The organism is Buttiauxella noackiae (assembly GCF_000737905.1).
GTDB lineage: Bacteria > Pseudomonadota > Gammaproteobacteria > Enterobacterales > Enterobacteriaceae > Buttiauxella > Buttiauxella noackiae.
In genome coordinates, this window is record NZ_JPRU01000006.1 from 21,535 (window position 1) to 44,230 (window position 22,696).

Annotated in this window: 17 protein-coding genes; 8 read left to right on the forward strand and 9 right to left on the reverse strand. The window is 50.6% G+C overall.

Translation table 11 applies throughout. The features are described 5' to 3' along the window. Window positions 1-12 precede the first annotated feature (12 nt). From IX31_RS20070 to IX31_RS20085, 4 genes are read right to left on the reverse strand one after another with little or no spacing between them, the layout of a single operon-like run. A complete protein-coding gene (locus IX31_RS20070; RefSeq protein WP_034461398.1) occupies window positions 13-888 on the reverse strand; it encodes a [formate-C-acetyltransferase]-activating enzyme in 876 nt (291 codons plus the stop codon). After that, entirely contained in the window at window positions 854-3,151 is a 2,298-nt protein-coding gene (locus IX31_RS20075) for a formate C-acetyltransferase (protein ID WP_034461399.1), read from the reverse strand. The genes IX31_RS20070 and IX31_RS20075 overlap by 35 nt, the downstream gene beginning before the upstream one ends. 29 nt (window positions 3,152-3,180) lie before the next feature. Then, window positions 3,181-3,501 (reverse strand): PTS fructose-like transporter subunit IIB, encoded by a 321-nt coding sequence (locus IX31_RS20080; protein WP_034461400.1) that lies wholly within the window; start codon window positions 3,499-3,501, stop codon window positions 3,181-3,183. A gap of 22 nt (window positions 3,502-3,523) precedes the next feature. Next, a complete protein-coding gene (locus IX31_RS20085; RefSeq protein ID WP_034461402.1) occupies window positions 3,524-4,606 on the reverse strand; it encodes a PTS fructose transporter subunit EIIC in 1,083 nt (360 codons plus the stop codon). Between the two features lie 308 nt (window positions 4,607-4,914). Here IX31_RS20085 and ptsP point away from each other — a divergent pair, with 308 nt between their 5' ends. Genes ptsP through gldA form a run of 3 tightly spaced genes read left to right on the forward strand, consistent with a single transcriptional unit; the run spans window position 4,915 to window position 9,226 of the window. Beyond that, window positions 4,915-7,416: a phosphoenolpyruvate--protein phosphotransferase gene (gene ptsP, locus IX31_RS20090; RefSeq protein WP_034461404.1), complete on the forward strand. Its 2,502-nt coding sequence runs from the start codon at window positions 4,915-4,917 to the stop codon at window positions 7,414-7,416. A gap of 21 nt (window positions 7,417-7,437) precedes the next feature. After that, window positions 7,438-8,100, forward strand: coding sequence for a fructose-6-phosphate aldolase (gene fsa, locus IX31_RS20095; RefSeq protein WP_034461405.1), 663 nt, complete (start codon window positions 7,438-7,440; stop codon window positions 8,098-8,100). Window positions 8,101-8,122: 22 nt separating this feature from the next. Further along, complete coding sequence (gene gldA, locus IX31_RS20100; RefSeq protein ID WP_034461406.1) at window positions 8,123-9,226, forward strand: bifunctional L-1,2-propanediol dehydrogenase/glycerol dehydrogenase; 1,104 nt, start codon at window positions 8,123-8,125, stop codon at window positions 9,224-9,226. Between the two features lie 52 nt (window positions 9,227-9,278). Here the strand turns inward: gldA and katG are convergent, their stop codons facing one another. From katG to metB, 4 genes are all read right to left on the reverse strand, one after another. Next, window positions 9,279-11,459 carry a catalase/peroxidase HPI gene (gene katG / locus IX31_RS20105; RefSeq protein ID WP_034461408.1) on the reverse strand — a complete coding sequence of 727 codons (2,181 nt, stop codon included), beginning with the start codon at window positions 11,457-11,459 and terminating at the stop codon, window positions 9,279-9,281. Window positions 11,460-11,703: 244 nt separating this feature from the next. Beyond that, the gene (gene metF / locus IX31_RS20115) at window positions 11,704-12,594 is read right to left on the reverse strand and encodes a methylenetetrahydrofolate reductase (protein ID WP_034461411.1); all 891 of its coding nucleotides are present in this window, start codon (window positions 12,592-12,594) and stop codon (window positions 11,704-11,706) included. A gap of 226 nt (window positions 12,595-12,820) precedes the next feature. After that, the gene (locus IX31_RS20120; RefSeq protein WP_034461412.1) at window positions 12,821-15,253 is read right to left on the reverse strand and encodes a bifunctional aspartate kinase/homoserine dehydrogenase II; all 2,433 of its coding nucleotides are present in this window, start codon (window positions 15,251-15,253) and stop codon (window positions 12,821-12,823) included. 2 nt (window positions 15,254-15,255) lie between these two features. Then, on the reverse strand, window positions 15,256-16,416 hold the full coding sequence (gene metB, locus IX31_RS20125; protein WP_034461413.1) for a cystathionine gamma-synthase: 1,161 nt from the start codon (window positions 16,414-16,416) through the stop codon (window positions 15,256-15,258). A 263-nt stretch (window positions 16,417-16,679) separates the two neighbouring features. Between metB and metJ the strand changes: the two genes are divergently transcribed. Further along, window positions 16,680-16,997, forward strand: coding sequence for a met regulon transcriptional regulator MetJ (gene metJ / locus IX31_RS20130; RefSeq protein WP_034461414.1), 318 nt, complete (start codon window positions 16,680-16,682; stop codon window positions 16,995-16,997). Window positions 16,998-17,182: 185 nt separating this feature from the next. Here the strand turns inward: metJ and rpmE are convergent, their stop codons facing one another. Beyond that, a complete protein-coding gene (gene rpmE, locus IX31_RS20135; RefSeq protein ID WP_034461415.1) occupies window positions 17,183-17,398 on the reverse strand; it encodes a 50S ribosomal protein L31 in 216 nt (71 codons plus the stop codon). Between the two features lie 208 nt (window positions 17,399-17,606). On the opposite strand from rpmE, the gene priA reads away from it, so the two are divergent. From priA to hslV, 4 genes are all read left to right on the forward strand, one after another. Further along, window positions 17,607-19,802: a primosomal protein N' gene (priA, locus tag IX31_RS20140; protein ID WP_034461416.1), complete on the forward strand. Its 2,196-nt coding sequence runs from the start codon at window positions 17,607-17,609 to the stop codon at window positions 19,800-19,802. Window positions 19,803-19,967: 165 nt separating this feature from the next. Next, on the forward strand, window positions 19,968-21,002 hold the full coding sequence (gene cytR / locus IX31_RS20145; protein ID WP_034461417.1) for a DNA-binding transcriptional regulator CytR: 1,035 nt from the start codon (window positions 19,968-19,970) through the stop codon (window positions 21,000-21,002). Window positions 21,003-21,091: 89 nt separating this feature from the next. Beyond that, window positions 21,092-22,069: a cell division protein FtsN gene (gene ftsN, locus IX31_RS20150; RefSeq protein ID WP_072009489.1), complete on the forward strand. Its 978-nt coding sequence runs from the start codon at window positions 21,092-21,094 to the stop codon at window positions 22,067-22,069. Between the two features lie 90 nt (window positions 22,070-22,159). Further along, entirely contained in the window at window positions 22,160-22,690 is a 531-nt protein-coding gene (gene hslV, locus IX31_RS20155) for an ATP-dependent protease subunit HslV (protein ID WP_034461419.1), read from the forward strand. Window positions 22,691-22,696 lie beyond the last annotated feature (6 nt).

The window sequence follows — 22,696 nt, forward strand, 5'->3', positions numbered from 1 at the left end:
CCTCCATTAAGGCTAGCCACCCATTGTCACACTGAATCCTGCATTTTCTGCCATCTGTTGCAACGGGGTGATATCTGATACATCAGGTGGTGCCATACCCTTCATATTCCACGGCCGGCCCAGTAACTGATATTTCGGCTCACCATACTGATGGAATGGAAGTAAATGAAGTTCAGTAATTTTTAATGGAGCCAGGAACTGCAGGATCTCCACCATATTATCTCTTTCAAGAGTGTAGCCGGGTATCAGCGGAACCCTTGGAATCACATGCACTCCAGACTCCACCAGCATCTTTAGGTTCTGCAGAACTCTGGGCTGGTTGATGTTCAGCACTGATTTTGCCTTTTCACTATCCATAATCTTCACATCGAACAACACTTCGTCGCACTGCTTTGCCAGTGCAAGGACTTTCTCAGGAGCAGCATCACCGGCCGTCTCAATAGCGGTATGAATACCTAACAATTTTAGACGTTTTAAAAATCGCGTGGCAAAAGCCGCCTGCATCAAAACTTCCCCGCCAGAAAGCGTTACACCACCACCTGAAGAACGGAAGAAAACGTCGTCTTTAAGCACCTCTTTTTCCAGTTGCGCCAGAGAGTAATCGCGACCGATTCTTTCCATAGCGCCAGAAGGGCATTCATCTGCATCATTCAGACAGGCTGAGCAATGCAGACACTTCGACAGTCGTCTTACGGTTTCAATTTTCCCGGAGATAGACTCCGGGTTAGCGCACCATGGACAGTAATGTGGGCAACCTTTAAAGAAAACGACTGTGCGGATTCCATGACCATCATTCAGAGAGTAGCGCTGAATATTGAAGATCCGTGCTTTTATTGCATCGCCTTCAATAACCTCACAGTTGATGCGCTGTACGGCGGATAATGTCATCCTGAATCTCCTTCGACAGCTCAACAAAGAAGGCGCTGTATCCAGCCACACGGACCACCAGTCCAGCGAAATCTTGCGGGCGTAATTGTGCCTCACGTAGGGTTTCAGCATTCACGACGTTGAATTGAATATGCTGCAATTTAAGTTTCGTGAATGCGCCAATGAAATCTGCCAGCTTATGAAGCCCGGCATCACCTTCCAGGGTGCTGGGAGTGAATTTGACGTTCAGCAACGTGCCGTTGGAAAGTAAGTAATTATCCAATTTACTGACCGATTTCAGTACCGCCGTTGGCCCCTGACAGTCCTGACCCAGCATTGGAGATAAACCACCATCAGCCAATTGCTCACCCGCATAACGCCCGTCCGGAGTAGCGCCGACGACAGCGCCCAATGGTACATGCGCTGAAACAGTGTAAGAGCCCGGAGTAAAATATCCGCCGCGTGGATTACGATACTTCTCTACCTCTTTACAGTAGAAACGCAGCAGATCAGCACTAATGTTATCTACTTCATCAATATCGTTGCCGTACTTATCGAAGCGGTTCATCAGCCGCGCGCGTATTTGTTCCCCTTCAGGGGTAGCAAAGTTCGCTTTCAATACCGCCAGAAGCTCATCAAAACTTAAGCGTTGCTGTTCAAAAACCATGCCATTCAGCGCATATAGCGAATCACTAAGGTTAGCGATACCTATCCCTTGAACACCAGAGAAGTTATAACGAGCTCCACCCTCAGTAATATCTTTGCCATGTGAAAGACAATCATCGATAAATGATGAAAGCAGCGGAACAGGTGCCCAATCACGGTGGCCGATATCACAAATGTTACTTCCCTCAACCATCAGCTTGATGTAGTGGCGGATTTTGTCACGGATCTGCTGCAACAAATTCTGATAATCCAGGTCGCTGTTCCCTTCGTTTTCCAGCAGCACAATTTCCATGACCTTCAAAAGATTGAACATGGCAATATCATGCAAACCGTAGGTTCTCCCAGGAATAGATAGTTCCACGCAACCAACAACGGCGTAATCACGAGCATCCTCAAGCGACACTCCACGATTAAGGAAAGCAGGCACCACAACTTCGTCATTAAAAATTTGTGGAATCCCGGTTCCCAGCCGCACAGTTTCAGCTGTTTTTAGCAGGAAAGGACGGTCAATCAGTTCATTCACGCGCACCCCAAGATTCGGCTGCGGCAACTGAATGCTCTGGTAGGCATCCAGACACAAGAAGGAGAGTACATTCACCGCGCTGCGCCCATTTTCTGTCAGGCCACCAAGCAAAATGGTGTATCCCGTCGGGAAGCCAGCGAAATAACGGGCGCTACTGGTGGAGCGCAGCAGGACGATGTCATTGCATTTCACCCACAGCGATTCCAGCAGCTCGCGCAGGAATGCAGGGCTTTCACCGCGATTAAGCGACGCTTGATAAAATGGCAGCATGTACTGATCAAATCGGCCAAGCGATAGCGAACTGGCGTTGGATTCGTACTGTAATATGATATTCATGTACCAAAACAGCTGACATGCCTGCCAGAAATCTTCTGGTCTGGAAGCTGCGTTATGGCGGGAAATCTCGGCAATTTTCTGTAACTCAGCGCGACGACAGGTGTCTGTGCATTCTGCCGCCAACGTCTCGGCTAACTCGGCATAGCGCAAGATATGTCGCTGTGAAGCTTCCAGTAAAATCAATGCCGCTTGATAGAAGTGATTTCCTGGTGACTGCTGGCAATGCTCACGCAGTTCCGCCACCAACCTACCCAACCCATTTTGCAGCAGACGCGGGTAATCAATAATGATATGCCCCTGCCCTTTATCGGTCTGGTTTACGCTAAAAATTTGCGTTTTTACTGCCGCTTTGACTTCATCTGTCATCTGGCTATTGATGAAGTCTTTCATTGAACGTTTTTCCCAGTAAGGATAAAGCTGCTCGCGGTACAGCTCTTTATCCTGTTCGCTGATCTCAAAACGGTCTTGCGGGCGAGTCGAAAACTGTTCCAACTCCTTTAGCAGCCAGTAAGGGTCCATCTCCGGTGACATAATCCCGGCACGCGGTTTCACGGTACGATTACCCGCGATCAACTCATCGTCACGAATCGCTATCTGCACATTATCCAGGATGTACGCTGTTGCCTTAGCGCGACGTAACAACACATGTTCACCTTCTGTTGTACGGTGGCTAGCGGTATACAACATGGCGCGTTCCAGCGAAATTTCTCGCGGCTGGGCAAACAGTGCTAATTTCAGGCGTTCGATACGATGAGTCATGATATGTTCCTTACTGATCATTCAAAGGCTCAGGCGGTTTGCGCCAGATGGGCTTCAATTTTGCTCATGATGGCGTCAGCACGTTTCACCGCATCACTAATATTGACGCGCACAATGGTTTTACCGGCAAAGCGCTCTTCCATTTTGATGCCAATATCTTTGGTCAAAATCACCATATCAGCACTGGCAACATCTGCGGCACTCAGTTCATTTTCAAGACCAATAGAACCCTGGGTTTCAACTTTCACTTCCCAGCCTTTTGCTTTGGCTGCACTTTCCAATGCTTCAGCTGCCATGTAAGTATGAGCAACTCCAGATGGGCAAGCGGTAACAGCAATAATCTTAGTCATGGTTAATTCCTTTTCGGTTCAATCAGTTAATTTCAAAATCCAAGTCTAAATCATCTTCCGCTTTCGCTGGCAGATCGGTCTGTTTTTTGCGGGCAAAGGTTTTCAACAGGTTCACACTGACTGCCGTAACAACCGCGCCTACCAATAACGCCACGATAAAACCAAACTTGCCTTCAACAACCGGTAACACGATTAACCCACCCCAACCTGCGTAGCATTGTGCCCCCATCAACGCAGCGGTAACCGTTCCGCATACAGAACCCAGCATAATGGAAGGAATAACGCGTAACGGGTCAGCAGCAGCGAATGGAATAGCGCCTTCAGTCACACCAACACAGCCCATAACCACCGCCGCTTTACCCGCTTCACGTTCTTCTCCGGTGAAGTTTTTACGGTTCATTAGCGTTGCCAGGCCAAGACCCAGAGGTGGAACGGCAATACCGACAGCAGCAATTGCCACTACGCTATACACGCCCTGTGCTACGCAAATCAGCATAAAAGCGTAAGCAACTTTGTTAACCGGGCCGCCCATATCAAACGCCAACATTAGCCCCATAATCACCGCCAGAACGACGATGCTTCCTTGCTGCATCCCTTGTAACCAATGGGTTAGATTGCTGGTCAATGCACCGACAGGTTCCCCCAGACCCCACATCATGATGCCCGCAGTAATAAAAGTGCCGATAATAGGAATGACAAAGATAGGCATCACCGAGCGCAGTATTTTTGGTACGGGGATTCTCTTGAGATAGAAGACAACGATGCCACCGATGATCCCAGCAATAATCGCGCCGAAGAAACCAGCGCCAAAACTGTTCCCGACCCAGGCACCAATCGCACAAGGTGCCAGCGCTGCACGCTCTGCAATGGAATAACCGATGTAAGCCGCAAGGAAAGGCACCATCAGCGTTAAACCAGCCACGCCAATATCGAATAGTTTTTTCAGGTTGGGATCGTTGAGCGCATCTGGTACCGCACCTTTGCCATACAACATGACGGAGACAGCCAGCAAAATACCGCCTGCAACCACGAATGGAATCATATGCGACACGCCTGTCATTAAATGCTGCCGCGTATTTTTGAGGATCTGGACCAACTCTTTCATAAAGCACTCCTGGCCTAAGCGGCTCATGTCCTGAATATTGCGGACACAATAGGCAATCCCGACGTTGGCAGACAGTGGATAAAAATGCCATTTACTGGATTTTTGTAATGCTTAAGGAAAAATGAGATCCGTCTCAAAAGTTAGAGTTAATGGCTTCACTATTAACTAAGACTGGTTTTGTGAGATATCTCGCAAATAAAACCAGACAATACATTTGTCCAGCTTTTGACAGTTTTGTCCCGTGGCGACTCCCATTGAAGGGCTCTTATTCTGTAGCCATTGTTTAGAGTTGGCTCAGGAGAACGTCTATGGCACTGGTTATAAATTTCCGTTGTGACTTACCCAACGGGGTACACGCCCGCCCAGCGAGTCATGTTGAAACACTGTGCAATCAGTTTTCTTCGACTGTTGAATGGATTAACTTGCGCACAGAGCGCCGTGGCAATGCCAAGAGTGCATTGGCACTTATTGGTACGGGGACGTTAAAAGGAGATGACTGCCAGTTACTGATCGCTGGCAGTGATGAAGAAGGTGCTTTCAACAGGCTTTCCGTTTTCATGCAAGACGAATTCCCTTACTGCGATGCCCCTCTGCCAGAAACTAACAGTAGTGAAGCTGCACCGATTCCTGAATCCCTCGCACGCCTGAATCCCACACTGTTTCATGCAAATCCGGTTTGTGGAGGAAGTGCCAGTGGCAAGCTGATACAACTCGCGTCCCTCGATTTAAACAAACTGGGGGAGTTACCAGCGGCTGGAAATATTGATGAAGAGCAGGAGAAACTTGAGAGCGGGCTCGAAAAATTACTGAAAACCATCAATCTCCAGTTACTAGGAAATGATGGCACAGCGAGCGCTATTCTTGAAGCCCACCGTTCTCTGGCAAGTGATGCGTCATTGCGCACTCTGCTTCTGGAACATATCCATCATGGCGCCAGCTGTGCTGCTGCAGTCGTAAAAACAGCAGAACACTTTTGTAATCAATTTTCCCAGTCAGGTAGTGCTTATCTGCAAGAGCGAGTGCTTGATGTTCGGGATGTCTGTTTCCAACTACTGCAGCATATCTATGGGGAGCAGCGCTTCCCAGCACCAGGCAAGCTTCAGCAAGCTGCTATCTGTTTAGCTGATGAAATTACGCCGAGCCAGTTTCTTGAGCTGGATAAAACACTACTCAAAGGTCTTCTGTTACGTAGTGGCGGAACCACCTCCCACACGGTCATTCTTGCTCGCTCATTTAATATTCCAACCTTGGTGGGCGTTGATATCGACGCACTCACGCCGTGGTTGCAACAAACCGTGCAGATTGATGGTGATCTTGGTTTGGTAGTAGTAAATCTTAGCGAAACGGTAAAACGCTATTACCAGCAAGAAGCGTATGTGCAGCAAGTCCTACGCGATCAGCAAAAAGTCTGGCTTAACCAACCAGGACGTACTGCTGATGGTCTTCGTCTGGAAGTGGCTGCAAACATTGCTCATTGCGTTGAATCGGCTCCTGCATTTAATAACGGAGCAGAGGCTGTGGGCCTGTTTCGCACTGAAATGCTATACATGGACCGCGCTCATGCACCCTCCGAAGATGAACTTTACAACATTTATTGTCAGGCGTTGGAAGGTGCAAACGGGCGCAGCATTATTGTGCGCACAATAGATATCGGTGGCGATAAACCGGTGGATTACCTGAATATCCCTGAGGAAAACAATCCATTCCTCGGCTATCGTGCCGTACGTATTTACCAGGAATATCTGCCGCTTTTCCACATTCAGTTGCGCTCCATTTTGCGGGCATCTGCACACGGATCGTTAAAAATCATGATCCCAATGATCTCCTCAATGGAAGAGATCTTGTGGGTTAAAGATCAACTCGCGGAAGTGAAACAATCGCTACGTAGCGAACATATCCCATTTGATGAAAAAATTCCGTTGGGCATCATGCTTGAAGTGCCCTCAGTAATGTTCATCATCGACCAGTGCTGTGAAGAAATTGATTTCTTTAGTATCGGCAGCAACGACCTTACGCAATATCTACTGGCCGTTGACCGTGACAATGCGAAGGTCACCCGGCATTACAACAGCCTGAACCCTGCTTTCTTACGGGCTCTGGATTACGCCGTGCAGGCAGTGCATCGCCAGGGGAAATGGATTGGGCTGTGTGGCGAACTGGGAGCAAAAGGCTCAGTTCTCCCACTGCTTGTGGGTCTGGGGCTTGATGAAATCAGCATGAGTGCACCTTCCATACCCGCAACAAAGGCACGTCTGGCCCAACTCGATAGCCGAGCCTGTCGCCAGTTGCTTAATCAGGCGATGGCGTGTCGAACTTCCCTTGAAGTCGAACACTTATTGGCGCAATTCCGTATGACTCAGCAGGATGCACCGCTGATCACAACTCAATGCATCTCTCTTGATAACAACTGGCGTAGCAAAGAAGAGGTCATTAAAGGAATGACCGATAACCTGCTTATCGCTGGGCGCTGTCGTTACCCACGCAAACTTGAGGCCGATTTATGGGCTCGGGAGGCCGTGTTTTCGACAGGTCTGGGCTTTAGCTTCGCTATTCCCCACAGTAAATCAGAACATATTGAGCAATCGACGATTAGTGTCGCCCGGCTCCCTACTCCCGTTCAGTGGGGAGACGATGAGGCACAATTTATCATTATGTTGACGCTAAATAAGCATGCGGCAGGTGACCAGCATATGCGAATTTTCTCCCGACTTGCACGCAGAATCATGCATGCAGAATTCCGTGATTCCCTGGTAAAGGCCACAAATGGCGAAGCCATCGCGGTTCTGCTAGCCCGCGAACTGGAACTGTAATTCACCCAAGAGGAAAAATTAATGGAGCTTTATCTCGATACAGCAAACATTGCGGAAGTAGAACGTCTGGCGCGAATCTTCCCATTACAAGGAGTGACAACCAATCCGAGTATTGTTGCCGCCAATGGCGAATCTATATGGGACGTACTGCCACGCCTGCAAAATGCAGTGGGCAAAGAAGGCCGCCTGTTTGCACAAGTGATGAGCCGCAGCGCGGATGGAATGGTTGCAGAGGCGCAGAAACTCAGAGAGTGCGTTCCAGGTCTGGTGGTAAAAATTCCCGTTACCTTTGAGGGGCTGGCGGCGATTAAGCAGCTAACTGCTTTGGGTATTCCTACGCTGGGAACAGCTGTTTATAGCGCTGCTCAGGGATTATTAGCTGCTCTCGCCGGAGCGGAGTACGTTGCTCCATATGTTAACCGCGTTGATGCGCAAGGCGGGGATGGCATTCGCATGGTGCAGGAGTTACAAGCTTTGCTTGAGCTTCACGCTCCTGACAGCAAAGTTCTGGCAGCCAGCTTTAAAACTCCGCGTCAGGCACTGGATTGCTTACTGGCAGGATGCGAATCCATCACGCTTCCCCTTGATGTCGCACAGCAATTTTTGGCTGCGCCAGCAGTAGACTCGGCGGTGGTGAAGTTTGAAGAAGACTGGCAGAAAGCGTTTGGTCGCCTGAGCCTGTAACGGACACAAAAGGAGGCAGTGAATGGATCGCATAATACAGTCACCGGGTAAGTACATTCAGGGCGCTGAGGTTATTTCCCGCCTCGGCCACTATCTCAAACCACTGGCTGAGCGCTGGCTAGTGGTCGGAGACAAATTTGTCTTAGGATTTGCCGAGTCCGCACTAGAAAAAAGCTTTAAAGATGCCGGTCTGGTATTGGAAATCGCACCTTTTGGCGGCGAATGTTCACAAAATGAAATCGATCGTCTGCGCAGTATTGCAGAACAAACACAGTGTGGTGCAGTTCTCGGTATCGGTGGCGGCAAAACGCTCGATACCGCCAAAGCACTGGCGCATTTTATGGGTTTACCTGTTGCCATCGCACCCACTATCGCCTCTACCGATGCGCCATGCAGCGCGCTCTCTGTTATTTATACCGATGAGGGTGAGTTTGATCGTTACCTGATGTTGCCGAACAATCCAAATATAGTGATTGTTGATACCAAAATCGTGGCAGGTGCACCTGCACGCCTTTTAGCCGCCGGGATCGGCGACGCATTGGCAACCTGGTTTGAGGCACGTGCCTGTTCACGTAGCGGTGCGACCACAATGGCCGGCGGCAAGTGCACTCAGGCTGCATTAGCGCTGGCTGAACTTTGCTATAACACGTTAATTGAACAGGGTGAAAAAGCGATGCTGGCTGCAGAGCAGCATGTAGTCACTCCAGCTCTTGAATGCGTAATTGAAGCCAACACCTACTTGAGCGGTGTCGGCTTTGAAAGTGGAGGCCTGGCCGCTGCACACGCAGTGCATAACGGTCTGACGGCAATTCCAGACGCACATCACTATTATCACGGTGAAAAAGTCGCTTTCGGTACGCTGACCCAGTTAGTTCTGGAAAACGCGCCACTAGAAGAGATTGAAACCGTAGCGGCGCTGTGTCACTCCGTCGGGCTGCCAATTACGCTGGCGCAACTTGATATCAAACAAGACGTTACCGCAAAAATGCGCATTGTGGCGCAGGCATCCTGCGCAGAAGGCGAAACTATCCATAACATGCCTGGCGGTGCTACGCCGGATGAGGTTTATGCGGCACTTTTAGTTGCCGACCAGTACGGTCAGCGCTTCTTGCAAGAGTGGGAATAGCGCAGATAAAAAAATCCCCGCATCTGCGGGGATTGTTACGTCAGATACCGGCTTATTTCAGGTCAAAGCGATCCAGATTCATCACTTTCACCCATGCCGCAACGAAGTCCTTCACAAACTTCTCTTTCGCATCACTGCAGGCATAAACTTCCGCCAGTGCGCGCAGTACGGAGTTTGAGCCAAAGACCAGATCCGCGCGTGTCGCTTTACGCTTCACTTCACCAGTTTGACGGCAGCGCCCTTCAAACAGTTCTGAAGAGTCATCAGTCGCCTTCCATTCCGTGCCCATATCCAGCAGATTGACAAAGAAATCGTTGCTGAGCACACCTAAACGTTCGGTGAATACGCCATGTTTGCCGCCATCAAAATTCGCACCCAGCACACGCATGCCACCAACCAACACGGTGAGCTCCGGTGCGGTCAGCGTAAGTTGCTGTGCTTTATCAATCAGCATGGATTCTGTTGTCGCCGCATCCACACGGGCACGGTAGTTACGGAATCCATCTGCTGCAGGCTCCATCAGGTTGAACATCTCGATATCGGTCTGATCCTGGCTGGCATCCACACGCCCAGGAATAAACGGAACGCGAACGCTGATACCAGCCGCTTCCGCCGCCTGTTCCACACCCACAACACCCGCCAGCACAATGATATCGGCCAGTGACGCTTTACCAGACGCTTTCTGAATGGCTTCTAGCGCAGGCAATGCACGAACCGCTAAAGCATTCACATCCCAGTTGCGCTGAGGTGCCAGTGCCAGGCGTGCGCCATTGGCTCCACCACGTTTATCACCGCCACGGAAAGTCGATGCCGACGCCCAGGCTACAGAAATCAATTCACTGACAGAAAGGCCAGAATGGGCAATTTCTGCTTTCAGGTGATCGATATCAGCAGGCGTTGGACTGAATGTCGCTTTTGGCAACGGGTCCTGCCAAATCAGTTCTTCTTTTGGTACTTCCGGGCCGATATAACGCGCAATTGGCCCCATATCACGGTGGGTCAATTTGAACCATGCGCGAGCAAAAGCTTCATTGAAAGCTTGTGGATCATTGAGGAAGCGACGGGAGATTTTCTCGAATTCCGGATCGAAACGCAGCGTCAGGTCAGTGACCAACATTGTCGGTTTACGTTTTTTCGATGGATCAAACGGATCAGGAATAATTTCAGGCGCATCGACCGCTTCAAACTGAATAGCACCAGCAGGGCTGCGTGTCTGTACCCATTCAAATTTGAACAGGTTCTCAAAGAAATAGTTACTCCACTGGGTTGGCGTTTGTGACCAGACAACTTCCAGGCCAGAGGTAATTGCATCAGCACCTGCACCACTGCCATAGCTGCTCGTCCAACCTAAGCCTTGCGCTTCAATCGGTGCAGCTTCTGGATCAACACCCACATGCGTTGCCTCCGCCGCACCATGGGTTTTGCCCAACGTATGACCGCCAGCGATAAGTGCCACAGTCTCTTCGTCGTTCATCCCCATATTGCCGAAAGTAGCACGAATGGCAGCGGCGGCTGAAAGCGGTTCACCGCTGGCATTTGGCCCTTCAGGGTTTACATAAATCAGCCCCATCTCGGTTGCGGCTAATGGGCGTTTAGCAAGCGCTTCTGGGTCGCGATGTTCCAACCAGGCTTTCTCATTACCCCAGTTCACATCCAGATCCGGCTCCCAAACATCTTCACGCCCGGCACCAAAACCAAAGGTACGGAAGCCTGAGTTTTCCAGTGCTACGTTCCCTGCCAGCACGTACAGGTCGGCCCAGGATATTTTCTGACCATATTTCTGTTTGATAGGCCACAGCAGGCGGCGAGCTTTATCAAGGCTTACGTTATCTGGCCAGGAGTTGAGTGGAGCAAAGCGTTGCTGACCACGACCTGCACCACCACGTCCGTCCAGGGAACGGTAAGTGCCGGCACCATGCCAGGCCATACGAATAAATAGCCCGGCGTAGCTGCCCCAATCGGCTGGCCACCATGGCTGGGAATCAGTGAGTAATGCTTTCAGGTCACCTTTCAGTGCGGAATAATCGAGTTTGCTGAATTCTTTGCGGTAATCAAAATCTTCGCCGAGGGGGTTAGAGCGGTTTGAGTGCTGATTGAGGAGGTCAACACGGAGTTGTTTCGGCCACCAGTCTCGCGTGCTTGTTCCGGCTCCTGCACTCACATCATGACTGCCCTGATGAAACGGGCACTTCCCTGCGGACAACGTATTATGATCGTTTTCGTTTGTGCTCATCTTCCTGCTCCCTTCACTATTTTAATACCAGGATATACGGCTCTGCAGATAAGTTATAGATGAAAAAAACTACAGATTTGATAGTTATTTCCTGTTGGCTAATGAGCAACATAGCAAAAGTTTTTCTCAGAAACGTCGACAGCAACATAAACTTTCAAAACTTAACATTACAAATGAAATGGGTATTTGAAGGGGGAGTGGATGTGCAGGGGAAAATCATGGCCCTTGCGGGCCATTGACTGAATCATACTAATGGGCGAACACCCAGTGTGTGGCAAATCGCGTAGCTCATTTCAGCACGGTTAAGCGTATAGAAATGGAAATCTTTCACGCCTTCACGGCTGAGGATTTTCACCATATCCATCGCAATATTGGCACCGACCATTTTGCGAGTTTCTGCGTCGTTATCCAGCCCTTCAAACATTTGAGCCATCCAGTGCGGAACACGCACGTTGGTCATGGTGGCAAATTTATGCGCTTGCTTGTAGTTACTGACTGGCAGGATGCCTGGCACGATTTCCACGTCGATACCGGCAGCAGCACAACGGTCGCGGAAGCGCAGATAGCTTTCTACATCGAAGAAGAATTGAGTGATGGCGCGGTTTGCACCGGCATCAATCTTGCGCTTCAGGTTAATCAAATCAGCCTGTGCACTTTTCGCTTCCGGGTGAACTTCCGGGTAAGCCGCAACGGAAATATCAAAATCACCGACATCTTTAAGCAATGTCACCAGATCTGAAGCGTACATATCTGGCTTGCCGCCGCCTGGTGGTAAATCACCGCGCAGGGCGACAATATGACGGATACCGCTGTTCCAGTAATCCTGTGCGATTGTGCGCAGTTCGTCGGGAGAGGCATCAATACAAGTCAGATGCGGTGCAGCTTCCAGACCTGTACGGTCTTTAATACCTTTGATGATGCTATGGGTACGGTCACGCTCGCCGGAGTTTGCGCCGTAAGTTACGGAGACAAATTTTGGTTTCAGGCTACTTAGTCGATCAATTGAGCTCCACAGGGTCTGTTCCATTTCACTGGTGCGCGGCGGGAAAAACTCAAAGGAAACGTTAATTTGCCCGGCAACTTCGGCCAGACTCTGATTTAGTGCTTCCCGCTGGTTGGCGTGAAAAAAGCTCATACCCTTACCTCATTAATCGCATTTTATTATGTGATGTTGTGTTTTATTGCTATCCAGACGTTTAGACGTCCAGATAGCAAGATGAAGGAAAAGCATGATTCCGTCAACTGAAAATTCAACACAAGAAGTGAGGAATTCTCAACCAAATTGAATTTTTCTCATGTTCGATTGAAAAGAATAAAAAAGGCCAGCAATAGCTGGCCTCGGTATTTTTGTGTTTCCGCAGTTAGAGCAATTGCGCCAGACGATTGAGATCCGATTGAATAGCGCCAGCTGTTACGTCACGACCAGCCCCTGGCCCACGAATAACCAGCGGGTTATCACGATACCAACGGCTTTCGATAGCAAACACGTTGTCGCAAGGTAGCAGCGAAGCCAGTGGATGCTCAGGGCGCACAGCTTCCACACCGACACGCGCTTTACCATTAGCATCGAAACGTGCGACATAGCGCAGCACCAGACCCATTTCCTGAGCCGCTTCAAAACGCTGAAGCATTTGGTCATTCAATTCATCGCCATTTTCAAAGAAATGGTCAATTGAGCCCGTTTCGCTGCCGTTTGTAACCAGCGATTCAACACGAACCTGATCCGGCTCGATGTCGTAACCCGCTTCGCGAGCCAGGATCACCAGCTTGCGCATCACGTCTTTCCCGGAGAGATCGACGCGTGGATCGGGTTCCGTCAGCCCTTGCTGCCAGGCCTGGTCCACCAGCTCGGTAAATGGCACAGTGCCATCGAATTGCAGGAACAGCCATGAAAGCGTACCGGAGAAAATGCCGCTGATAGCCAGAATGGAGTCGCCGCTCTCGCGTAAGTCACGAACGGTATGGTTTACCGGCAAGCCAGCGCCCACGGTGGCGTTATACAGCCAGTGGCGACCGGTCTTGGTAAAAGCGTTACGAATTTCACGGTACTTCTGGCTATTACTGGCGCCCGCAAGTTTATTAGCGCTGATAACGTGGAAACCGTGGCTGGCAAAATCGAGGTATTGATCGGCCAGTTGTTCACTCGCAGTCACATCCAGAACCACCAAATCATCATAAGGATGCGCACGCATCCACTGGAATAGTGATTCTTCATCCTGCTCTACCGCTTCGTCATTGAAGAAAGCGAGAGCACGGCTGGCATCGAGACCTTCGTAATTCAGCAAGCTGCGGCTGCTATCTACTACGCCTGAAAGCACGAATTCAAAGCCGGTTCGTGCAGAGATAGTTTCTTGCTCGCGGGCGAACAGCTCCAGCCAGCGTGAACCAATGTTCCCTTTACCGAACAAAACCAGACCGATGCGTTTTTCGGCACGGAACAGTGACTTATGTAGACCCTTAATGAGATTTTCTGTTGGGCCAACACGTAATACCGCAACCAGGCTAATACCATCTTCGGACTGCCAGATAAACTCAACAGGCTGATCTTTCAGTTGCTGCCAGAAACGGTGGCTGTGCAGTGGGTTACGGCAAACGCCCGCACCCACCATTGCTACTAAAGCCAGGCCTTCACGCAGACGTAATTCGCCCGGTAGGTCAGCATTTTGTAGAGTTTGCAGCACGCTGCCAGCCACTTCGGAGGTGTAGCAAAGTTGAAGCAGATTGCGGTCAGGATGTACACCAATCGACAACGGGCGAATCTGGGCGCGGTTTAACAGCGTATCGAGCTCTTTGTGCGCCAGTTTAAAATCTTTCTGTGCAGAAACCTCAAGCTCAATCAGGCAAATATCATCATGGCTGGTAACGATTCGTGCACCAGTACCAGAAGCCAACACTCGTTCGATACGAGTTGAGCCTTGTTCTGGTGAATAGCTACAACGCAGTTGCAGATCGATATCGCTACCGGAAACAGGTTGCAAGGTACGAGCATGCAGCACCGGGGCAGCAAGACGGGCCAGTTCACTAGCTTCATCCAGACGCAGCAGCGGCAGCAAGCAAGCATCCTTCACTTTACGTGGGTCTGCGCTGTAAACCCCGGCAACGTCACTCCAGATGGTCACGCGGGAAACCCCAGCCAGTGCGCCAATTTGAGTTGCGGAATAGTCAGAACCGTTACGGCCCAGCAGAACGGTTTCGCCCGCCTCATTACGGCAGATAAAGCCAGTAACCACGAGGCGCTTGTTCGGATGCTGCGCCATAAGCTCTTGCAGCAGCGGCCAGGATAAGCCTTCATTGACTTGTGGCTGAGCTGCACGTTCTGCACGCATAAATTCGCGTGCATCCAGCCATGCAGCCGGATGACCTAACTGATTTAGCACCGCAGACATCAGGCGAGCAGACCAAATTTCACCATGGCCCACAACTTCGGCATACACGGCGTCGGTCATTTTGCCATCCAGCAAACCCGCCAAACGCTCAAGATCGTGAACAAATTGACCGATTAAAGCATCAGCAACATCAGGTGTAACAAGGCCACTAATCAGCTCGCTCTGATAACGGCGCAGAGCTTGCTGAACCTGATGGGCAGAAAGGCGATCGCTTTGGCTTAATTTCAACCAATTAATCAACTGGTTGGTCGTACTACCCGCTGCGGAAACAACCATCATGTCGCCAGGTTTTGAATACTCGGCCATGATCCCCGCAACGCGCAGATAGCACTTCGCATCTGCCAGACTACTGCCACCAAATTTATGCAGCTGACGACCCGACGCCCCTGCTGGTGCTGAAACACTCATGCTTACCCCTCGGCTGCAACCCGGAACGCATTTTCCAGGTCAGCAATTAAATCTTCGCTATCTTCAATGCCAGTCGAAATACGCAACAAGGTTTCAGAGATCCCCGCTGCAGCACGCGCTTCTGGCGCCATGCCCGCGTGGGTCATCGTCGCCGCGTGTGAAATCAAACTTTCTACTCCACCCAATGATTCCGCCAGAGTGAAGAGAGTCAGGCTACTCAGGAATCGACGCAGCGTTTGCTCGTCGCCATTAAATTCAAAACTTAGCATCGCCCCAAAACCTTTTTGCTGACGAGCAGCAATTTCATGGCCCTGGTTTTCAGGCAGCGAAGGATGATACAGCTTTTTCACCAGCGGTTGCGTCTTCAGGAAATCGACAATCGCCTGAGCGTTACGTTGTGCCACTTCCATACGAGGTGAAAGTGTACGCAGGCCACGCAGCAGCAGGTAGCTATCGAAAGCACCACCGGTCACGCCAATGTTATTTGCCCACCACGCAAGTTCAGTGACGGTTTCAGGATCTTTCGCAATTACTACGCCCGCAACAACATCTGAGTGACCATTCAGATATTTGGTACATGAGTGCAGAACCAAATCCGCACCCAATGCCAGTGGGTTTTGCAAAGCCGGGCTCAAAAAGGTGTTATCCACCACACTAATTGCCCCTACTTCACGTGCTGCGGCGCAGATTTTCGCAATATCTACTACTCGTAACAAGGGATTACTTGGGCTTTCGACCAGCACGAGTTTTGGTTTTTCGTTGAGTGCCGCAGTTAAAGCCGCTTCATCTCCTTGATCGACAAATAAAACGCGATATGCACCGCGTTTTGCCAGGCTATCAAACAAACGGTAGCTGCCGCCGTAACAGTCATGCGGAGCCACCAGCAGGTCGCCAGGCTTGAGGTAAACGGTGGTTACCAAATGGATTGCCGACATGCCGGTATTCGTCAGCACAGCGCCCGCTCCGCCTTCCAGCTCTGCCAGTGCGCGCTGAACAACATCACGCGTAGGATTGCCACGGCGCGAATAATCATGCGCGCGCGGTTCATTAAACCCGGTGAAATTATAAGTACTGGAGAGATGGATTGGCGGTACAACGCAGCCGTATTGCTCGTCATCGTTCAAACCGCTACGTACTGCGATAGTTGCCTGTTTGCGCGTCATGGCTCTCGAATCCTTGCTGGTCGAATAAAGGTCAGGCACCAGAGTAAACACTGCCGAGTTAGACGTCAATACATCTGGACATCTAAACTTCTTTGCGTATAGATTGAGCAAACACGCAATAGCCGTTAAAATTATACGCTTTAGGGTGATAGCGTCGCAGACCGCGAATCAATAAACGCTTACACTACGACCAGATAATCGCTTCTACCGCGCATATGACCGGTAGAAGCCTAAATACATTGATTAAGAGGATTAAGTATCTCATGGCTGAATGGAGCGGCGAATATATCAGCCCTTACGCTGAGCACGGGAAGAAGAGTGAGCAAGTAAAGAAAATTACGGTGTCCATTCCTCTGAAGGTGTTAAAAATCCTCACCGATGAGCGTACCCGTCGCCAGGTGAATAACCTGCGTCACGCAACCAACAGTGAACTGCTGTGCGAAGCGTTTTTGCATGCGTTTACTGGGCAACCGTTGCCAAATGATGCAGACCTGCGCAAAGAGCGTAGTGATGAGATTCCTGAAGCGGCGAAAGTGATTATGCGCGAGCTGGGGATTGATCCGGAAACCTGGGAATACTAGCTTAAGAAATTACTGGGTTACCCTATAGCATTCGAGTCGCAGGTAGGCGGCAAGTGAGTAAATCCCAGGAGCTTACGTAGGTAAGTGACTGGGGTTTAGGAGTGAAGCCAACACCCCTGCGGCTTGAAGGATGACGGGTAACAAAAAAGGCGCCGTTAGGCGCCTTTCTCTTACCGTGCAGCGAATTACTTCTTCGCGCCTGGAACGCTGAAACGCTTGTTGAAGCGGTCAACGCGGCCACCGGTAGCAACATCACGCTGCTTGCCAGTGTAGAACGGGTGGCATTCGCCACATACGTCCAGGTTCAGATCATGACCCACGGTAGAGCGAATCTTGATAACATTACCGCATGAGCAGTTTGCAGTAACTTCTGCGTAGTTCGGGTGAATATTCTTTTTCATGGAAAACCTCTGTATAAGGCCGCGTCGCTCTTCCAGCCCTAACGCCAGACACCACGCGAAGTTGATAAATTAGGTTTTTTGATACCAAAAACTGCGCATCAAAGGCGGCGAATCATACAGAACCCCACCGTTGGATGCAAACTGATCCGCATTTTCTGGAACACACAGTGTACACTATCTCGTCATTTTTATCAGCCTGGAAGCTTTAATGCCTGTTGCTCACGTCGCTTTGCCGGTTCCTCTTGCCCGCACTTTTGATTACTTCATTCCCGATGGAATGCAGGTGGAGTCAGGCTGTCGCGTCATGGTGCCGTTTGGCAAACGCCAGGCTGTCGGGATTGTCGTTGCCGTTAGCGAGCACAGCGAATTGCCGATTAATGAGCTAAAGCCAGTTGCTGAAGTTCTGGATGGTGCTTCGTTGTTTCCTGTTTCTCTGTGGCGCGTTCTGCTGTGGGCGGCTGAGTATTACCACCATCCGCTTGGCGATGTGCTCTTCCACGCCCTACCTGGTTTGCTGCGCGAAGGAAAACCCGCGCACCATGCGCCATTGTGGTACTGGTTTGCCACAGAAGAAGGCAAAGCTGTAGATCTCAATAGCCTGAAACGCGCGCCTAAGCAGCAACAAGCACTGGCGGCGATACGGCAAAATATCATCTGGCGTCACCAGGTGAGCGAGATGGAAATCAGTGAACCTGGGTTACAAGCGCTGCGGGCCAAAGGGTTATGTGATCTGAAAAGTGCAGCGCCTTCAACGACAGACTGGCGCGATAGCTATTCTGTTGAAGGTGAGCGTTTACGGCTGAACACTGAGCAAGCTACTGCTATTGGCGCTATCCACAGTTCTGCCGACCATTTTGCGGTCTGGTTGCTTGCAGGTATTACCGGTTCGGGCAAAACAGAAGTTTATCTAAGCGTGCTAGAAAACGTGCTGGCACAAGGCAAACAAGCGCTAGTTCTGGTACCTGAAATTGGCCTGACGCCACAAACCATCGCCCGTTTCCGTGAGCGTTTTAACGCACCGGTCGAAGTGCTGCACTCCGGGCTTAATGACAGTGAGCGTCTTGCTGTGTGGTTAAAAGCCCGTAGCGGCGAAGCAGCTATTGTGATTGGCACCCGCTCATCTTTATTCACACCGTTTTGCCGACTTGGCGTCATTGTTATAGATGAAGAGCACGATAGCTCTTACAAGCAGCAAGAAGGTTGGCGTTATCACGCTCGTGATTTAGCCGTATACCGCGCGCATGCGGAAGATATTCCCATCATCCTTGGCTCCGCGACCCCCGCCCTTGAAACATTGCATAACGTTCAATTGGGGAAATATCGCCAATTACGTCTGACAAAACGCGCCGGTAATGCACGCCCGGCAACACAGCAAGTGGTGGACTTAAAAGGGCAGCCACTGAAATCCGGCCTGGCGCCTGCGCTTATCAAAAAAATTGGTCAGCACCTTAAAGCTGACAACCAGGTGATCCTGTTTCTTAACCGCCGAGGCTTTGCCCCCGCACTGCTGTGCCATGAATGCGGCTGGATAGCGGAGTGCCCACGCTGCGATCACTACTACACCTATCATCAAGGCCAACGTCATTTGCGCTGCCACCATTGCGACAGCCAAAGAGCTATCCCACAGCAATGTCCACATTGTGGCTCCACCAATCTGGTTCCAGTAGGCATGGGTACCGAACAGCTCGAACATAGCCTGACACCGGAATTTCCTGGCGTGCCGATTTCGCGTATTGATCGCGACACCACCAGTCGAAAAGGTGCACTTGAGCAGCAACTGGCAGAAGTCCATCGCGGCGGCGCACGCATCCTGATTGGCACGCAGATGCTGGCGAAAGGCCACCACTTCCCCGATGTGACTCTGGTGGCTTTACTCGATGTCGATGGCGCACTGTTTTCGGCTGACTTCCGCGCAGCGGAGCGTTTTGCACAACTTTATGTTCAGGTGTCTGGCCGCGCTGGCCGCGCCGGTAAACAAGGCGAAGTCATGTTGCAAACTCACCATCCTGAGCACCCTTTATTACAAACGCTGCTCACCAAAGGTTATGACGACTTCGCAAGCCAGGCACTGAAAGAGCGCCAGACAGTGTTCTTACCGCCGTTTACCAGCCACATCATGTTTCGCGCAGAAGACCAGAATAACCATCAGGCACCGCTCTTCTTACAGCAGTTACGAAACCTATTGGAATCCAGCCCATTACGAGATGATCAACTCTGGGTTATGGGGCCGGTACCCTGTTTGCAGCCCAAACGCGGCGGGCGCTTCCGTTGGCAGATTCTGCTGCAGCACCCTTCGCGCGCGCGTCTGCAACGCCTGGTCAGCCATTCGTTGAAGCTGGTCAATACCTTACCGGAATCACGCAAAGTGAAGTGGACGCTGGATGTTGATCCGATAGACGGCTAGCACAAAGCCCTGTGGTTATGCGAAGCGGATCGAAAATTTCAACAACCATCACACTTTTAATGAAATAACTGTAACCAACGAACATCAATTTCTGCTAAGAATGTGGACATGGTCAGACACCACGGACGTTGTCAGCACCTGTACAGTGCACGCGAGGAGAAGAAGTTGAAGCCGAAGAATCAGGTTGCCAATGCAACCATGAAAGATGTTGCCGTTCAGGCGAAAGTATCAACTGCAACAGTGTCCAGGGCATTAATGAACCCGGACAAAGTATCGCAAAGTACTCGTAATCGTGTGGAACAAGCGGCAATAGCCGTAGGTTATTTACCCCACTCCCTGGGGCGAAATTTAAAGCGTAATGAATCACGCACCATTCTGGTTATTGTCCCGGATATCTGCGACCCCTTCTTTAGCGAAATCATTCGCGGTATCGAAGTGACGGCTGCTGAACAGGGCTACCTGGTGCTGATTGGCGATTGCGCCCACCAAAATCAGCAGGAAAAAACCTTCATTAATCTGATTATCACCAAGCAGATTGATGGCATGCTGCTGCTCGGCTCGCGCCTTCCCTTTGATGCCAGCATTGAAGAACAACGCAATTTACCGCCGATGGTGATGGCAAACGAATTTGCTCCTGAGCTGGAACTGCCTACGGTTCATATTGATAATCTTACTGCTGCATTTAACGCTGTTTATTATTTACAGCAGCTCGGCCATCAAAAAATTGCCTGTATTGCAGGCCCGGAAGAGATGCCGCTTTGCCACTATCGCTTGCAGGGGTATGTTCAGGCACTGCGCCGCACGGGTGCAGTAATCGATCCGCACTACATTGCACGTGGTAACTTTACCTATGAAGCCGGTGCCGCAGCATTGTCGCAGTTGCTGGCGCTGCCAAATCCGCCGACTGCGGTGTTCTGTCATAGCGATGTGATGGCGCTGGGCGCACTGTCTCAGGCCAAGCGAAATGGCTTACGCGTGCCAGAAGACTTATCGATTATGGGCTTTGATGACATCGCACTTTCACAGTTCTGTGACCCACCGCTCACCACCGTAGCGCAACCCCGTTTTGATATCGGTAGGGAAGCTATGCTGTTGTTATTGGATCAACTTAACGGGCACACCGTGAGTAGTGGTTCGCGTTTGCTGGACTGTGAACTCATTGAAAGAGGCTCCACCAGCGCACCTGGCAGTAGAAAATGACCCGCTTTAGGACACTGGATTCTGGTCAAAGGGATATCCATTAAGTAACATGGCGGGCTGATAAACGAATAAAATATAGCGAATCAATAGTGGCACAACGAGATTATGTACGCCGCGGGCAATCGGCAGGTACGCGGCGTAAGAAAAGTAACACCCGCAGCAAGCAACGCAGCCTACCATCTGTCTCGCCGACAATGGTCGCAATTGCGGCCGCCGTTCTGGTGACCTTTATTGGTGCTCTCTACTTCATTACTCATCATAAAAAAGATGAAAGCGAAACCCTGCCTGGACACAAAGTCACAGGAAATGGTCTGCCACCTAAACCAGAAGAACGCTGGCGTTATATCAAAGAACTGGAAAATCGCCAGACGGGGGTGCGTGCCCCAACCGAACCTTCTGCCGGTGGTGAAGTGCAGAATAAAGATCAGCTCACCAGCGAACAGCGCCAATTGTTAGAGCAAATGCAGGCGGATATGCGTCAGCAGCCGACTCAGCTCAATGAAGTGCCGTGGAACGAACAGACGCCCGAACAGCGTCAGAGTACCTTACAGCGCCAAAAAATCATTCAGCAACAACAAGCTCAACAGCAACAATTCAATACTCAAACTGTTACAGCACAACCACGGCCTGTTCAGCAATCACAACCTGTAGCGCAGCAGCCCCGTCAGGCACAGCAGCAACCTCGTACAGCGGCAACTCAGCAGCCGTATCAAGATCTGCTACAAACACCACCGCACACTCAGCAACGAGCGGCCAATCCTACCACTCAACCGGCAGCGCCGATTACCCGTGAAGAAGTTGTGAAACAAGCTCCGGCACCTCAGGACAAGCCAAAGGATGAGAAACGCTGGATGGTACAGTGCGGCTCCTTTAAGGGCAGCGAACAGGCGGAAACGGTACGTGCGCAGCTTGCTTTCGAAGGCTTTGACTCACGCATTACCACCAATAATGGCTGGAATCGAGTCGTAATTGGCCCAATCAAGGGCAAAGAGAAAGCTGACGGTACAATTAGCCAGTTGAAGATGGCAGGCCACTCTAACTGCATTCGTCTCGGCACTGGGGGTTGAAACCCCCAAAATCCCCCCCATCTATAATTGCATTCAGCCCCGATATAATGTCGGGGTACTTATTTAGCTGATGCAATAAGGGGTCTGCTCGTGACAACAATAGTAAGTGTGCGCCGTAACGGCCATGTCGTAATCGGTGGTGATGGTCAGGCCACGCTCGGCAACACCGTAATGAAAGGCAACGTTAAAAAAGTACGTCGTTTATATAACGACAAAGTGATTGCCGGTTTTGCTGGCGGCACTGCGGATGCTTTTACCCTATTCGAACTGTTTGAGCGCAAGCTAGAAATGCACCAGGGCCACCTGGTTAAAGCTGCGGTTGAACTGGCAAAAGACTGGCGTACCGATCGTATGCTGCGCAAACTCGAAGCGTTGCTTGCAGTCGCCGATGAAAATGCATCTCTTATCATCACCGGTAACGGTGATGTTATTCAGCCAGAAGATGATCTGATTGCAATTGGTTCCGGTGGCCCGTATGCCCAGGCTGCGGCACGTGCACTACTTGAAAATACCGAACTGGGTGCTCGTGACATCGTAGAGAAATCGCTGGGGATTGCCGGTGATATCTGCATCTACACCAACCATTTCCATACTATTGAAGAATTAGCGTCTAAGGCGTAAGGAATC

Excerpts from the sequence above, each read along its gene's own strand:
- IX31_RS20070 (WP_034461398.1), bottom strand. The coding sequence starts at position 888 with ATGACATTATCCGCCGTACAGCGCATCAACTGTGAGGTTATTGAAGGC.
- IX31_RS20075 (WP_034461399.1), bottom strand. The coding sequence starts at position 3,151 with ATGACTCATCGTATCGAACGCCTGAAATTAGCACTGTTTGCCCAGCCG.
- IX31_RS20080 (WP_034461400.1), bottom strand. The coding sequence starts at position 3,501 with ATGACTAAGATTATTGCTGTTACCGCTTGCCCATCTGGAGTTGCTCAT.
- IX31_RS20085 (WP_034461402.1), bottom strand. The coding sequence starts at position 4,606 with ATGAAAGAGTTGGTCCAGATCCTCAAAAATACGCGGCAGCATTTAATG.
- ptsP (WP_034461404.1), top strand. The coding sequence starts at position 4,915 with ATGGCACTGGTTATAAATTTCCGTTGTGACTTACCCAACGGGGTACAC.
- fsa (WP_034461405.1), top strand. The coding sequence starts at position 7,438 with ATGGAGCTTTATCTCGATACAGCAAACATTGCGGAAGTAGAACGTCTG.
- gldA (WP_034461406.1), top strand. The coding sequence starts at position 8,123 with ATGGATCGCATAATACAGTCACCGGGTAAGTACATTCAGGGCGCTGAG.
- katG (WP_034461408.1), bottom strand. The coding sequence starts at position 11,459 with ATGAGCACAAACGAAAACGATCATAATACGTTGTCCGCAGGGAAGTGC.
- metF (WP_034461411.1), bottom strand. The coding sequence starts at position 12,594 with ATGAGCTTTTTTCACGCCAACCAGCGGGAAGCACTAAATCAGAGTCTG.
- IX31_RS20120 (WP_034461412.1), bottom strand. The coding sequence starts at position 15,253 with ATGAGTGTTTCAGCACCAGCAGGGGCGTCGGGTCGTCAGCTGCATAAA.
- metB (WP_034461413.1), bottom strand. The coding sequence starts at position 16,416 with ATGACGCGCAAACAGGCAACTATCGCAGTACGTAGCGGTTTGAACGAT.
- metJ (WP_034461414.1), top strand. The coding sequence starts at position 16,680 with ATGGCTGAATGGAGCGGCGAATATATCAGCCCTTACGCTGAGCACGGG.
- rpmE (WP_034461415.1), bottom strand. The coding sequence starts at position 17,398 with ATGAAAAAGAATATTCACCCGAACTACGCAGAAGTTACTGCAAACTGC.
- priA (WP_034461416.1), top strand. The coding sequence starts at position 17,607 with ATGCCTGTTGCTCACGTCGCTTTGCCGGTTCCTCTTGCCCGCACTTTT.